Annotated in this window: 10 protein-coding genes, 1 tRNA gene and 1 pseudogene; 5 read left to right on the top strand and 7 right to left on the bottom strand. The window is 73.1% G+C overall.

Translation table 11 applies throughout. From position 1 onward, the window contains the following. Positions 1–1,884, top strand: a pseudogene (locus tag UWG_RS33550) (hypothetical protein); the annotation flags it as partial. Between the two features lie 50 nt (positions 1,885–1,934). Here UWG_RS33550 and UWG_RS0104960 read toward each other — a convergent pair. The 4 genes from UWG_RS0104960 to UWG_RS0104945 form a co-directional block, all read right to left on the bottom strand. Then, positions 1,935–3,623, bottom strand: coding sequence for a long-chain fatty acid--CoA ligase (locus tag UWG_RS0104960; RefSeq protein ID WP_016906098.1), 1,689 nt, complete (start codon positions 3,621–3,623; stop codon positions 1,935–1,937). A 134-nt stretch (positions 3,624–3,757) separates the two neighbouring features. Beyond that, a complete protein-coding gene (locus UWG_RS0104955; protein WP_016906097.1) occupies positions 3,758–4,375 on the bottom strand; it encodes a SigE family RNA polymerase sigma factor in 618 nt (205 codons plus the stop codon). A 248-nt stretch (positions 4,376–4,623) separates the two neighbouring features. Further along, on the bottom strand, positions 4,624–5,589 hold the full coding sequence (locus tag UWG_RS0104950) for a DUF1906 domain-containing protein (RefSeq protein WP_237719985.1): 966 nt from the start codon (positions 5,587–5,589) through the stop codon (positions 4,624–4,626). A 185-nt stretch (positions 5,590–5,774) separates the two neighbouring features. Continuing rightward, positions 5,775–6,053 carry a hypothetical protein gene (locus UWG_RS0104945; protein ID WP_016906095.1) on the bottom strand — a complete coding sequence of 93 codons (279 nt, stop codon included), beginning with the start codon at positions 6,051–6,053 and terminating at the stop codon, positions 5,775–5,777. Positions 6,054–6,611: 558 nt separating this feature from the next. Here UWG_RS0104945 and UWG_RS31655 point away from each other — a divergent pair. Further along, positions 6,612–7,445 carry a DUF2637 domain-containing protein gene (locus UWG_RS31655; protein ID WP_050988504.1) on the top strand — a complete coding sequence of 278 codons (834 nt, stop codon included), beginning with the start codon at positions 6,612–6,614 and terminating at the stop codon, positions 7,443–7,445. Between the two features lie 367 nt (positions 7,446–7,812). Here UWG_RS31655 and UWG_RS0104935 read toward each other — a convergent pair. Together UWG_RS0104935 and UWG_RS0104930 are read right to left on the bottom strand one after the other, a co-directional pair. Further along, a tRNA-Ser gene (locus UWG_RS0104935) sits at positions 7,813–7,899 on the bottom strand. 72 nt (positions 7,900–7,971) lie between these two features. Beyond that, positions 7,972–9,549, bottom strand: a complete 1,578-nt coding sequence (locus UWG_RS0104930; RefSeq protein ID WP_016906094.1) for a S1C family serine protease — start codon at positions 9,547–9,549, stop codon at positions 7,972–7,974. Positions 9,550–9,824: 275 nt separating this feature from the next. Here UWG_RS0104930 and UWG_RS0104925 point away from each other — a divergent pair, with 275 nt between their 5' ends. The 3 genes from UWG_RS0104925 to UWG_RS0104915 all read left to right on the top strand — a co-directional run bounded on the left by UWG_RS0104925 (position 9,825) and on the right by UWG_RS0104915 (position 12,791). Beyond that, positions 9,825–10,628 (top strand): glycerophosphodiester phosphodiesterase family protein, encoded by an 804-nt coding sequence (locus tag UWG_RS0104925; RefSeq protein WP_029391178.1) that lies wholly within the window; start codon positions 9,825–9,827, stop codon positions 10,626–10,628. Between the two features lie 278 nt (positions 10,629–10,906). Continuing rightward, positions 10,907–11,437 carry an ATP-binding protein gene (locus UWG_RS0104920; protein ID WP_016906092.1) on the top strand — a complete coding sequence of 177 codons (531 nt, stop codon included), beginning with the start codon at positions 10,907–10,909 and terminating at the stop codon, positions 11,435–11,437. A 388-nt stretch (positions 11,438–11,825) separates the two neighbouring features. Then, positions 11,826–12,791 (top strand): DUF5926 family protein, encoded by a 966-nt coding sequence (locus UWG_RS0104915; RefSeq protein ID WP_029391177.1) that lies wholly within the window; start codon positions 11,826–11,828, stop codon positions 12,789–12,791. A 366-nt stretch (positions 12,792–13,157) separates the two neighbouring features. Here the strand turns inward: UWG_RS0104915 and UWG_RS0104910 are convergent, their stop codons facing one another. Continuing rightward, positions 13,158–14,006, bottom strand: coding sequence for a bifunctional DNA primase/polymerase (locus UWG_RS0104910; protein WP_016906090.1), 849 nt, complete (start codon positions 14,004–14,006; stop codon positions 13,158–13,160). Positions 14,007–14,297: the final 291 nt, after the last annotated feature.

Below are 14,297 nucleotides of genomic sequence, written 5' to 3'. Positions count from 1 at the left end.
GCGTCCGGTGCGCAGTCGGGGTCGCAGCCGCCGCCGGTGCCGGGCGCACCCGAGCCCCAGGCCCCAGGCGCCCAACCCGCGCCCGGCGCACAGGCGCCCGGAGCACAACCCCCACACGATCCCCGCTTTCCCGTGGCACCCGGCGCCCACGGGCCGCAGGCACCCGGCGCCCAGCCCGCGCCCGCTGCCCCGGGCACCACGGACCCGCAGACCCCCCACCAGCAGCCCGCACTCGCTCCCACGCCGCCGCCCGCAACCCCCGACCCGCAAAGCCCCGCATCTCCACCGGCCACAGCCGCCCCCACCGACCACCACGACCCGCCCCCACCGTTCGCGGAGCACCCCGTCCCCGGCTGGCCTGCCCCGACCGCCCCGGAGCCGGCGCAGTCCTCCGTGCCGCCGCAGTACCCGGAAGCTCAGTCCCCCGATGCCCGGTTCGGGCACCAGCAGGCGCCGCAACCACCCGCGGGCGCGCCGGCACCGGTCGAGGCACCCGAGCCGTCCGCACTGCCGAACCAGCGCGCGGCCGAGGCAGCGGCCCGAGAAGCGGCAGCGCCCGACGAGTTCGCACCGCCGCCCCCCGCAGGGCCCGAGGACCCCGGCGTGCCCGGGGAGGCGGAGGAGGACCGGCGTGCGGCGCCGTCCGTCGTCGCGCGCAGCCCCATCCTCGGCGGCGGCCCGCTCCCCGAGCAGCAGCAGGCGAACGCGCGCGGGCTGCCGATGCCGGAGGGGTTCGCCGAGTCGTACGCGGGCGGCCCGCAGGTGCGCACCCTCGGTCAGGGCGTCCCGTTCAGCCGCCGCCCCGGTGACGGCGCGGGCGGCGGGCAGGCAGGGCGGACGGGCGCCTCGGCGATACCGTCGACCCCTTCGACGCCCACACCGCTCCCGGGCTCCGGCCGCCGGCGGAAGCTGGCGACGCCACCGGACGAGGCAGAGGAGCCGGCACCAGCCGACCCCCAGGAGCCACCGCAGCAGGCCCAGCCGCCGCAGCAGCCCGTCGACCAGCGTCGCCAAGGCACCGGTACGCCAAGGGAGTTCACGATCGGCGCCCCCAGCAGCGAGGCGGCCGAAGGGCCCGAGCCGCTCGACGGCCCCGACAGCCCCGTCGAGGTCACCGAGGGGCGCGGCCTCTCCCTGCCCGCGCACGCCGACGACGAGTTGCCGCCGGAACCGCTGGACAACCCGCGCCGCCTCCTCGTCTGGCCCGAACCCGACACCTCGACGCAGCTCGCGCTCTCCGAGCGCGGCTACCGGCCGGTGCTCGTCCACTCCCGCGAGGAGGTCGACGCGCAGATCGCGGCGTACCCGGCCGCGCTCTTCGTCGATCCGCTCACCGGGCCCATCACGCGCACCGCGCTCCAGTCGCTCCGTACGGCGGCCGTGGCGGCCGAGGTCCCCGTGCTGGTGACGGCCGGGCTCGGGCAGGCGACGAGGGAGGCGGCGTACGGGGCCGACCCGGCGGTCCTCCTCAAGGCGCTCGCGCCGCGCGACAGCGAGCAGCACCCGCCGCGGGTCCTTCTCGTCGAGGAGGACCACGCCATAGCGGGCGCCTTCGTGGCGACGCTGGAGCGGCGCGGCATGCAGGCGGTGCACGCCGAGACCGACGCGGCGGCGGTGGAGGTCGCGGCGCAGGTGCGTCCCAACCTCGTCGTGATGGACCTGATGCAGGTGCGCCGCAGGCGGGCCGGCATCATCGACTGGCTCCGCGTCAACGGCCTGCTCAACCGCACCCCGTTCGTCGTCTACACCTCGGCCGACCTCGACCCGGCGGAGCTGCCGCGGCTCGCGTCGGGCGAGACGGTCCTCTTCCTCGCCGAGCGTTCGACGCAGCCGCAGGTGCAGTCGCGCATCGTCGACCTGCTGACCAAGATCGGCGCCAACTGAGCCGTCACGGACGGATGTCGGAGCGGGGGCGGCCGGCGCCCCCGCCGCCGTCATGCGTCGGACGCGTGCCCGTCGGAGCCGAGCCGGGTGACGTCGAGCTCCCCCGCCGCGTACTGGGCCCTGATCACCTTCTTGTCGAACTTCCCCACGCTCGTCTTGGGCACCGCCCCGACACGTGTCCACCGCTCGGGAAGCTGCCAGCGCGCGATCGTTTCGCCGAGGTGCTGCCGCAGCTCCTCGAAGGTCGCCTCGCCCGACCCCTCCGCCTGCACCACCACGGCGAGCGGACGCTCGCCCCAGCGGTCGTCGGGGACCGCGACGACGGCTGCCTCCGCCACGGAGGTGTGCCCCATGAGCGTGTTCTCCAACTCGACCGAACTGATCCACTCACCGCCCGACTTGATGACGTCCTTCGCCCGGTCGGTGAGCGTCAGATAGCCGTCGGGACCGATCACTCCGACGTCCCCGGTGCGCAGCCAGCCGTCCGGGCTGAACTTGTCCTCGGGCCGCAGCTGCTCGCCGTCGAAACCGCCGTGGTACGCACCCGCGACCCACGGTCCGCGTACTTCCAGCTCGCCGGGGGACTCGCCGTCCCAGGGCGCGAACCCGCCCTCGGGGGCCGCCAGTCGGGCCTCGACGCCCGCCGGGAACCGTCCCTGCGTCATCCGGTACGCGAACTCGGCCTCGGACCCCGCCTCCACGGCGGCCGGGGGCCGCGCCACCGTTCCGAGCGGCGACGTCTCCGTCATCCCCCACGCCTGCGTGACCCGCACCCCGTGCTCGTCGAACGCGGTCATCAGGGACGGCGGGCACGCCGAGCCGCCGATGGTGACCTGCGCCAGCGAGGAGACGTCACGGGGCCTGGCCTCGAGTTCGCCGAGGAGCCCCTGCCAGATCGTGGGGACGGCGGCCGCGTGGGTGGGGCGCTCGGTGTCGATCATCTCGGCGAGCGGCCCCGGCTGGAGGAACCGGTCCGGCATCAGCAGGTTGAGGCCGGTCATGAAGGCGGCGTGCGGGATGCCCCAGGAGTTGCAGTGGAACTGCGGGACGATCACCAACGAGAGGTCCGCGTCGGTGAGGCCCATCGATTCGGTCATGTTGACCTGCATCGAGTGCAGGTAGATCGACCGGTGCGAGTAGGCGACCCCCTTGGGCTCCCCCGTGGTGCCCGAGGTGTAGCACAGCGTCGCCGCCTGCCGCTCGTCCAGCTCGGGCCAGTCGTAGACGGTGGGACGCCCGGCGAGCAGCGTCTCGTACTCGTGGACCTCCACGCCGGACGCGTCCAGCGCCGCCCGTGGTTCGTCCGCCGACGCGCCGGAGACGACGACGTGTTCGAGGCGGGGAAGGTGCTCGATGAGCGGAGTCAGCAGCCCGACCAAGGAGCCGTTCACGAAGAGCACCCGGTCGCCCGCGTGCCGGACGATGAAGGCCAACTGGTCGGGCGGCAGCCGGAGGTTGAGGGTGTGGAGGACGGCCCCCATCGAGGGTATGGCGAAGTACGCCTCGGTGTGCTCCGCGTTGTTCCACATGAGCGTCGCCACCGCGTCGCCCTCGGTGACGCCGAGGTCGCGGAGCGCGTGCGCGAGCTGCGCCGCCCTCGCCGCGGTCTCGGCGAAGCTCTGCCGGCGAGGGGCACCGTCGCCGGTCCAGGTGGTGATCCGTGAGCGTCCGTGGATCGTCGAACCGTGTTCGAGAATGCGCGAGACCAGCAGCGGTACGTCCTGCATCGTGCTCAGCACCGGGGACCTCCCCAATCAGCGCGTCGTTACGCGAGGGTAAGTTTCCGGCGATTCTGCTGGCATACCCGGTGGTATGTCACTACCGGTGACGCGGAATTCGCGGCAGATCCGCGTGGCACGTACACCGGACGCACTCAACTCCCCGACGGCACCGGCACGCCCGCGGACTCCGGGCTCAACTCGGCGGCGAGCCGCGGGTCCTGGCGCAGCTTGGCGAGCGCGCGCGAAACGGCGCTCTTCACCGTACCCACCGAGACGCCGAGCACCTCGGCGGTCTGCACCTCGCTGAGGTCCTCGTAGTAGCGGAGCACCACCATGGCGCGCTGGCGGTCGGGGAGGCGCAGCACCGCGTGCCACATCGCCTCGCGCACCGACTGCTCCTCGCCGGGGTCGGTGGCGGGCAGCGGCTCCGGCTCGGGCAGCTCCTCGCACGCGAACTCGTCCACCCGGCGCTTCCGCCACTGCGAGGTGCGCGTGTTCACCAGCGCCCGGCGCACGTAGCCGTCGAGAGCGCGGTGGTCTGCTATCCGCTCCCAGGCGAGGAACGTCTTGGTGAGCGCCGTCTGCAACAGGTCCTCGGCGTCGGAGGGGTTGGCGGTGAGCGAGCGCGCGGTGCGCCGCAGCGCGGGCCCGCGAGCGGCGACGTACGCCGTGAAAGTCAGCGGACTCCTCCCCGTACCCGGCGTTCCCGCGGCTGCGGGGGCGCGCTCGACGGTGGTCCGGGCTGTCCGAACGGTCCCAGGCGTGGTCATGGCTCAACGCTAGAAGTCCGGGCCGCTCGGGCCATCGCCCCTGGGTGCCGAAGGGACGTCCGCCTCTGGGTGTACGCCCGGCGCGGGCCCCACCTACTGAAGGTGGAGAACGTACGGCGGCGGGATCAGGGTATCCGTCGGCGCCCTCCCGGGGTACCGCGCCGTCCTGCCGCAACCCGCCTGCGTTCCCCGTCCCTTCGCGTCCGGGGCCGGGCGCCCGAGCGTACTTCTTGCGGTCCCCGGGCGGCTCAGCCGACGACCGCGACCGGTGCGTCCACCGTGTTGCGGTCGACGTTGAGGGCGCGGCCGCCGTACTGGAGGCGCACGTTTCCCTGGTACTGGTGGATGCGCCGGTGCGGGTGCCACGCCTCCGGCGGCAGCCGTTTCTCGCCGTACACCGAGCTCCCGGAGCCCCAACGCGCGAACCACACGGCCTCGGGCAGGTCGCGGGCGCCGGAGCGGCGGGCGCGCTCCATGTGGACGAGACCGGAGTCGGCGCTGCTGTAGAACCCCGGCAGGTAACCGGCGGCGCGTACGGCGCGGTTCCACGCCTGGACGAACCGGAGCGTGGTGGCGGCGCACCGCGCGTCCGACTGCCGGTACGCCTCCATGTCGAGGTAGATGGCGGTGCGCGGCCGCATGCCGAGCGCCTCGGCGCGCGCCACCGCGTCCCGCCCCTCGCGTGCGCCGTGCCCGGCCGGGTCCTTGTGGCCCAGCGCGAACTTCCGCTTGTGCGCGGAGAGTACACACGGTGCCTGCGATCCCACGTAGACCGGGAGCAGCCGCCACCCCTCGGCGCTGGTCGCCCGCACCCAGCCGGCGTCGAGGTTGGCCTGGGTGGGGCAGCCGCGTGCGCGGCCCCCGATGTAGACGCCGGCCGCGCCGAAGGGCGAACTCCGCCTCCAGGCGCGCATCGTTGCGAGCGGGGGCGCCTCGCAGGTGTCGAACCCCGCGCCGGTGTAGACGCGCGCCCCGGCGGCGCGTGGGTCGCCCTCACCGGCGCGTGGGCTGGGCAGGACGCCCCCGCGTGCGGGCTCCGCTCCGGGGCCGGGCACGTGCGGTTGCGGCATCCGCGACAGCGGTGGGGCACTGCCAGACGACGGGCCGGGGGCGGGGTCCGACGCCTGGGCCGGGAGCGGAGCGGCGCTGAGGAGGGAGGCGAGCGCGGCCGTCGGTACGGCCAGCCGCCGTAGGGACTGAATCCTGGGAAACATGCGGCGAGTGAAGAAGCCCACGGCCGCACGTACGTTCAGGCACGCCCTGCGGCGAGTCGGGATTCAGCCGATCGCGGGGTCCGCACCGCCGCGTATCCGCGGTACGGCGGAGGGCCGTCCGCCGGTGCACCGGCGGACGGCCCTCGTTCCCCCCGACGACTCGGCGCGGGCTCAGCCCGCCGCGGTCATCGCCACAGGTTGGTGATGACCACGGTGTACTCCACGTTGTTGGTGGTGTTGTCCTGCCTGACGAGGTTGCCGTCGCCGTTCACCGTCGCGTTGTTGGCCTGGTTGGTGTTGTTGCCCTCACCGCCGGCCACCTGATCCTGCTCGCTGACGCTCGCGTTGGAGCCGAGGCCTGCGACGGCGCCGTCGTCGGCCTGGGCGATACCGCTCATGAGGGTGACGGCGAGCGGGACGGAGGCGGCTGCGGCGATGATCCGGGCGGTGCTGGTGCGTGCCATGTTCATTCCTCCAGGAACGTAAGACCGCTGTGGTGTACGGCAGTTGACTGCCGACGCGGCGCCGTGCGGCGTCGCGGAAACAGAGTTGCCCAGGTGACTGCGTAAAGCCACACGGACCGGCTGTATTCGTTCGCAAGCGTGAGGATCTCTGGATAAACACCTTTTCTCTCGCCGGAAAGTGGGAGGCTTCGTTTTCGGTGCACGCGCTGGGCGACCGGGCGGAGTGGTCAGGCAGTTCGGTGGGTCGGCAACGCAAGTCCCGCTCGTTGCACGCTTTTTGGAGAAGAACGGATCCGAACTCCCCTGCGCCGGCGGCGTACAGGGGATCGGACGGGGTGTCGACGCGTGCGCACGGCGCTCTACCGGTACTTTCAGATGAGCTACACCTGAATGGCAATAGAAGTACCAAGTAGCCAGAATGTCCAGTTACTTAGCCGCGTGAAGCTCGTTGGGCGGGATGTGCCCGGGCGGAGTACGAGGCGCGTTCGCTCCCTCCCACGGAGGCGGACCCACCCCGGGTGCGCGACCTCCGTCCCGCCTCCGTACCGAGGAAACGTTTTGTACGAAACCTCTGGCTTCTCGTACCGCGACCCCGACCCCGAGGGGCAGACGGGCGGTCGAAGCACGGAAGGGCTCCCGGCCGGGACCGCCTCCGAACCGCTGGGCACGGCCGCCCCCACGGCAGCAGGGCTCGGCAGCGCCGACGTCTACGGCCACCTCCCCGAGGAGCCCTTCCCCGAACCGGTCCTGGACTTCGACGGCAACGCCCTCGAACTCCCCGACCTGGACGCCGAGTTGGCCCAGCTCGTACGGGAGGAGCAGGACAGGGACAGGCGAGCCGGCGAAGCCGTGCCCGCCCCCCGTCAGCCGACCGGTGCCCACCCACGGCACCGCAAGCCGAGGCCGCACGAGCACCGCGCCTCCCACGCCCCGCGCTGGGCGTCCCCGCACGCGCTGCTCAACGCCCTCTCGGCGGGCCTCGCCCTGCTCATCGGCGTCTGCGTGACCGTACTCGGCGCCCTCACCTGCTACGACCCGCTCCACCACCTCGCCGAACGCGTCACGGGCCCCACCCTCGCCGAGCTGTGGCCCATGCTCATCTACGGCCCGTGGGCGGTCGCCACCCTCTCCATCCTCCGCGCCAGGATGAACCAGCGCAGCACCGTCCACTCCTGGCTCGTCGTCGCGTTCCTCGCCCTCGCCGCGATGACCCTGTGCATCAGCGAGGCCCCCCGCACCCCGTCCGGCTTCATCATCGCCGGCCTCCCCCCGGTGACGGTCCTCCTCTGCTGCCACCAACTCGTCCGCCAGATCGACCTCTTCGCCCCACCCACCCCACCCGCTCGCCACGCCCACCCGGGGAGGGGGGCGCATCGGCACAGGGCGGGGTGAGGGGTCCACCGGCCGGGCGACGGCGCGGCCGTCCGCGCGTCCCAGGCAGGCAGCGGCGTAGGCGGCGCCTGCTGTGCACGGCGGGCGAGCCTGGCCGGCAACTCATCCGGAGCGGATGCGCACACGAGAACGGGACAGCCTCCAACACGCTGGGTGCTTCCCTCACGAGAGACGCCCTGTCCGGCCTGTCGGCTCCGAGGGTTCAGCACTCGATGTCGAAAGGGGACTTGTACTGAACGGTGCACGTCTCCCATTCCCCACCGGGCTCGATGTGTCCGTCCTCGACCAGATGAGCCGGAGCATCAATCGGGCAGCGCACACGATGCAGGCCCCTGACTGTTCTTGCTGGCCAGGGGCCCTTGCCCTGCGGAGGCGGTGGGATTTGAACCCACGGGGATGTCGCCACCCCGACGGTTTTCAAGACCGTTCCCTTAGGCCGCTCGGGCACACCTCCCCGCGTCCGCCGGGAGCGGACGCGGGGACAGCCTAACGTGTGCGCGGCGGTGCGGGTGCAGCCGATCGGGGGCTACTGGGACTCGCCCTCGCGGGAGCCGAGGGTGAGTTCGACGGTCTTCTCCTTGCCGTCGCGCTCGTAGGTGAGCTTCACCTTCTCGCCCGGCTTGTGGGTCCAGATCGTGGCGATGAGGGTGGGGCCGCTGTCGATCAGGGTGTCGTCGAACTTGGTGATGACGTCGCCCGGCTCGAGGCCGGCCTTGTCGGCGGGGCTGCCCTTCGGGACCGGCTCCGTGTCGCCCTGGCCGCGCTTGGAGATGGTGGCACCGGAGCCGCTCTGCTGCTGGCCGCGCTCGCCGCCGCCCATTTCGACGGTGGCGCCGATCACGGCGTAGACGGCCTGCCCCGTACGGATCAGGTCGCCCGCGACCCGCTGCGCCTGGCTCACGGGGATCGCGAAGCCGAGGCCGACGCTGCCCGCCTGCGACTGACCGAGGCCGTCGCCTCCGCCGGACTGGATCGCCGAGTTGACGCCGATCACGGCCCCCTGCGCGTTGAGGAGCGGACCGCCGGAGTTGCCCGGGTTGATGGACGCGTCGGTCTGGAGGGCGCTCATGTACGACGCCTGGGCTCCCTGGCCGTCGCTGGAGGCGACGGGCCGGTTCTTGGCGCTGACGATGCCGGTGGTGACCGTCCCCGAGAGGCCGAACGGGGCGCCGATCGCGATCGTGGCGTCCCCGACCTGGACGTCGCCGGACTTGGCGAGGGGAAGCGGGGTGAGCTTGCGGTCCCCGGTGCCGTGCAGCTTCAGCACGGCGATGTCGTACCCCTGGGCCTCGCCGACCACCTCGGCCGTGTACTTCTTGCCGTCGGAGAAGGTGGCCGACAGCTCCCCGCCCCGAGAACCGTTCGCCACGACGTGGTTGTTGGTGAGGATGTGGCCTTCCTTGTCGTAGACGAAGCCGGTGCCCGTGCCCTCTTCGCCGCCTCCGGACGAGGTGATGGTCACGACGCTCGGCAGTGTCTTCGACGCTATGCCGGCGACCGACTTGGGCGAGCGGTTGAGCGCCTCAGGGTCGCTGGAGGAGGAGATCGTCGTCGAGTCGCCTCCGGTGCGGTCCGACGCCCAGAACCCGATGCCGCCGCCGATGCCGCCGGCGACGAGGGCCGCGACGAGCACGGCGGCGATCAGCCCTCCGCGCCGCTTCCCCTCGGGCCTCGGCTCCGGTCCGGGAGGTGCGCCCCACGGGTACTGCGGGCCGCCCGGTCCGCCGCCGTAAGGGGGTTGGGGCGGAGGAGTGCCCCACTGGCCCGTCTGGCCAGGTCCCGGGTACCCGGGACCGTCAGGACCCTGCGGCCCGCCGGCCGGGCCCGTGGGACCGGAGGCGTGCGCCGTGGGCGGCACCGGGGGAACCGGCGGCTGCTCGGGGTGCGGGGTGCGGGGTTCGTCGGCGTTCTGGTGCGCGGTGTCGGACGGTTCGCCTGCCGGCTTCTGGGGTTCGTCCCCGGAGGCGCGTGCGGCCGGTCCTTCCGGAGCGGAGGTCGGCGAGAAGTTCTCGTCCGCGACGGCGTGCGGGGTGCCGGTGGACGGGTGCCTGGGTGCGGGCCCCGCCGCGGGCGTCTCGGCGGCGCCGTCGTTCTCGGTGCTCACAGCAGTCTCCTCAGGTGCACGACATAGCCAGGAAGGGCATCCACGTACGTGAGTGTCAGGGGACAGCCTTCCCCATGGGCTGTCAGACGCGCGTAAGACGTCCCCTCTTCCACGGGCGCCCTTCCTTACCTCCCACCGACGGGCGGGACGGTTCGGTCCGGAGCAAGTTCCGAGGAAAGCGTATGCGGACCCGTCCTCACCCGCTCACCGGGGAACGTCCGGCAGCGGTCTCGCGTTCCGCGCCGGCGGACGGCGCTGCGTGCCACGATGTACGGGTGACGGAGCACGCCGGTGGATCGGTCCAGCGTCCGCGCAGAGGGCGGCCGTTCGAGGTCGTGGCGCACCGCGGGGCCTCGGGGGAGGCGCCCGAGCACACGCTCGCCGCTTACCGCAGGGCGATCGAGGAGGGCGCGGATTCGCTCGAATGTGACGTGCGGCTGACCGCCGACGGCCACCTCGTCTGCGTGCACGACCGCCGCGTCGACCGCACGTCCGACGGGCGCGGTGCCGTCTCCGCGCTGGAGCTCGCCGAACTCGCCGCGCTCGACTTCGGCTCCTGGAAGGCCGGATCCCCGGACGCCGCCCGCCTCCCCGGCGGCGAGCTCACCTCGGTGCTGACGCTGGAGCGCCTCCTCGAACTCGTCGCACACACGCCGCGGCCGGTCGGCCTGGCGATCGAGACGAAGCATCCGACCCGGTGGGCGGGACAGGTGGAGGAGCGCCTGCTCGTACTCCTACGCCGCTACCGGGAGCTGCCGGGGCTGCGGGTGATGAGCTTCTCCGCCCGCTCGTTGGAGCGCGTGCGCGCCGGCGCCCCGTGGGTGCCGACCGCGTACCTGATGCAGTGGCTGCTGCCGCGGCACCGGGACGGCAGTCTCCCGCCGGGTGTCTCCATCGCCGGTCCGCACGTACGGGTGCTGTGGTCGCACCCGGAGTACGTCGCGCGTGCGCACCGCGCGGGACACCGGGTGCACGTGTGGACCGTCGACGAGCCGGACGACGTCGAGCTCTGCGTGCGGCTGGGCGTCGACGCAGTGATCACCAACCGGCCGTCCCGGGTGTGCGCCCAACTCGAGTGAGCGCGCAGTGTCCGGGAATGCGGCGCGGATGCCTATTCGTGCGGGGCAAGTGCCCGTCCGGACAGTGGTATTCGTCACGTACGTGTCCGTGCGGGGGCGGGCTCGTTTGCCGGGCTGAGGGGCAAGTCGGGGCTCTCAGCAGGTACTTGCCGGAGCGTCAGCTGTTCGGGGTTCTTATTCGATCAGTCGGCGTGCGTCAAGAGCCGGTGAGTGGCCGGTTTCCGTTCCACTCGGGAGGGGCATTCATCCCGTGGCGTGGGGCAAAGGAGGTCTCGGGGGTGGCGTTCGTGGTGGCACAGGAAGTGCCGACGTCGTCGACCATGGCCGTGCCCCATGGGCCGGCGGGCGTGGGGTCGGCGCGGCGCAGGATGCGCGAGGAGCTCCTCGCGAGCGGTGCGCCGGACTCGGTCGTGGACGACGCGGTTCTGATCCTTTCCGAACTACTCAGCAACTCCTGCCGGCATGCGCGGCCGCTCGACGCCGAGAGGCACGTCCGCGCATCCTGGAGCAGGGACGACAAGGGCGAGTTGACCATCGCGGTCACGGACGGCGGAGGCCCCACCAGGCCCCTGCCCGCCACGCCTTCCATCTCGGCGCGCGGCGGCCGCGGCCTCGCCATCATCAGAGCACTCGCTCGCGACTGGGGCGTCAACGACGGTCTCCCGCCGCGCTCCCGCGGCCAGGCCGCGACCCATGAGGGCGCCTGCGAGACCGGCGTCACCGTCTGGGCCGTGCTCGACGGGAGCGAGGGACTCGGGGATCGCCTCGCCGAGAGCTTCGAGTTCGCCGGGCTCGACGAGTCGGCGTGACCCGGGGTCTCGGGGCGCACCGGCGCACGGGCGGTTCGCCCGCGCGCGCCAGCGGCTAGGGTCTCTCTCGCCGCCGCCCTTGCCGGGGCGGCGGTGCCGCCGATTGCTCGTTGTGCGCCGCGCGTTGGTCCGCCGGACCTGCGCCACCGGCAGCGTCGCGGCTGCGGCGGGTGGCCGGGGAGCGCCGGCGGTACCGCAGAGCTACGGAAGGCGGAGCCCCGACGCCCCACCGGACGCGGCAGAAACGAGCGCCCGGCGGCGACCGTCGCCGCGTCCGCGCGGCGCAGGCGCCGATGCGTGCACGGGCGACGGGGAGAGCGCCGTCCGCCGGGCGCCAACGGAAGAGCACGAGACCGAGATGGACCCGCACACCAGGAGTACCTCCGTCATGGCCAAGAAGCGCCGCCCCCAGACCGCCCCGCAGCCCGCAACCGCCGGCGAGGTCCCGGCCGTCGGCGCCCGCGAGCCCTGCCCGTGCGGATCCGGACGCCGGTACAAGGCGTGCCACGGGCGGGCCGCCGCCCAGGCCGTCACCGAGCTGGTGCGCCGTCCCTTCGAGGGCCTGCCGGGCGAGGTCGAGTGGGTGGCGATGCGCGAGCTGGTCCCCGCGGCCACCGCCGAACTCACCCTGCGCGGAGGGCTTCCCGAGGGGGTGCCCTCGGTCCGTGCCGCCACGGTGCTGCCGCTCGCAGCGCCGGGGCTGCGGCGCGCTGACGGCAGCGTCCTCCTCGGGCTCCAGAACGACACCGCCTCCGGCGACCTCAGTAGGGACCTCGCAGACGTCCTCCGACGGGCGCTGGAGGCGGAGCCCGACACCGCGGTGCCGGCCGGACGCCCGGGCGGCGACGTCCGGTTGCAGGACCTCCTCGACCCGGAGGCGCCGCTCTCGCCCGTCGTCCACGAGGGCTTCGACTTCTGGCTCGACGGCACCGAGTCCCCGTCGGACCCGGTCGCCGCCTCCCTGGAGCGCGCCAACTCGGCCGCGGTGCCCACGGCTCGGCTCGCCGGCGTCGAGGGCGCGTACTGGTGCAAGGCGAACGACCGCAACCACCTCCGCTGGGTGATGACCCAGCCCGAGGAGCGGCTGCTCGACGCGCTGGCGCGGCTCCATGCCGCGGGCGCGAGTGCGCTCGACGGTGTCGATGGCTCGCGGCTCGTCGGCTCGTTCCGCGCGCACGGACTGCTCGTCCCGGTGTGGGACCTGCCCGAGGACGCCGGTTACGAGGAGTGCGAGAAGCCCGCGGCGGCCTTCGCCGAGCGGCTCGCCGAGGCACTCGGGACCGAGGGCGCCCTGTCCACCGCCGAGCGCAAGGCACGCGACGGTCTCGCCAATCGACAGGTGACATTGAGCTGAGTCGCCGAACTCGCCGCGGGACGGGGAAGGTTGGTCCGTCGTCGGGCTGTTCGGGAGCGGACGGTGCGCGCGAGGGGGCGTGGCCGGCTCGTGAGGCGACTCACAGAACGGGCGCAACTTCCCCTACCCGTCGGTAAATCGGCGTCCGGATCTGCGCGATCGAATTTGCGAACGGCGGATCTCTTGTTACCGTTCTAGAAGCCCGGTCGCTGGTGCATCCCCCGTCGCCAGCGACCGGGTTTTCCATGTGCGCGGTCCTCCGCCCGCAGGGGCACGTCGAGTCGGCTCCCGGGTGCCCGCGCGTCCCCTCTCCAAGCGGTCGCGGACGGCAACGACTTGGGCTCCGCCCTGCCTGCCCGCCGCACCTCAGTACGCCAGCCGGCTGCCGGTGTCGGGGACGGTGGCGCTCGCCTCGACGAGTACGTCTAGGACGTTCTCCATCCTCGGCAGCCAGGGCGTTCCGCCGCCCGGCTTCCAGGGGGCGCCGTCGGCGAGCGTCGGCACGCGCTCCCACCGCACCGTGCCGATCCCTGTGGCGGACGGCGGGAGCAGCAGGTAGCCGCCCTCGCCGTGGAAGCGCAGGGAGCTGGGCACCGAGTCGTGGGCGTAGAGGAGTTCGCCGAGCTCCTCCAACGCGTACGGGGCGACGAGCAGCGTGAAGCGGGTCGGTGTCGCCGTCACGGGACCCAGGCGTACGCCCCGGCTCTCGAAGGTGGCGAGCGCGCGCGCTCCCGCGACGGCGGGAAGGCTCAGGCCGCAGGGTGCGGAGCCGCCCGTGGCGAGCACGAGCGGTGCGTCCGGTCGCGTCGTCCACCACCAACTCACCATGCGGGGGTCGGTCGTTGCCGCCTGGAGGACCGGGTCGAACGGGTGGCCGCCGGGCACGGCGCAGTCGGGCTGCGGGCAACAGCACGCCAACGGGGCGTCGGGCGTACCGGCGTTGGGCTTCGCCGCCCGACGGCCGCGGGCGCCCCTGCACTGCGGTACGACCGCCTGCACGCCCGGTACCACGGGCCAGCCCCACTCGGTGGCGCAGGTCGCGGCGGCGTCGTGGAGCGCGCTGACGCGTGGACGTGGATTGCCGCGCTCGCGCAGCAGCGCGCGGAGCCGCCGCAGTACGCGTCCGGACAGGCGCACGGGCAGGGCCCGGTGGGAGAGGCTCTCGGACCGCAGGGCCCGGGAGGGGGAGCGTCGCCTTCCGAGGATCTCGCGCATCAGCGCTCGTTCCTTTCCGTAAACGCCAGTTGACCGGTTGTCGAATCGCCTAGCTCATCACAGCGCGTAGAACTTCCGTGACGGCACGTGCTGGACAGCGCATCATGCTGCCGACCGAGCGTGGAACGTGGCGGAGGGTGGCGCGCCCCTGGCGCTTGTGCCGTGTGCTGCCGCCTGTGCCGGGTGGTGGTGCGTGCTCGCGTGCTCTCGGGTGGATACGCGTGCCGATGCCGTCGACCGGTGCCTGCTGCCGAGCGGTGAGGGCGGAGGGAGTGACCGCCGCACATCCTA

It is taken from the genome of Streptomyces xiaopingdaonensis (assembly GCF_000262345.1).
In the GTDB taxonomy this organism is placed as follows: Bacteria; Actinomycetota; Actinomycetes; order Streptomycetales; family Streptomycetaceae; genus Streptomyces; species Streptomyces xiaopingdaonensis.
Note: the sequence above shows the minus strand (reverse complement) of the source record. Positions and strands in the feature narration are given on the sequence as shown.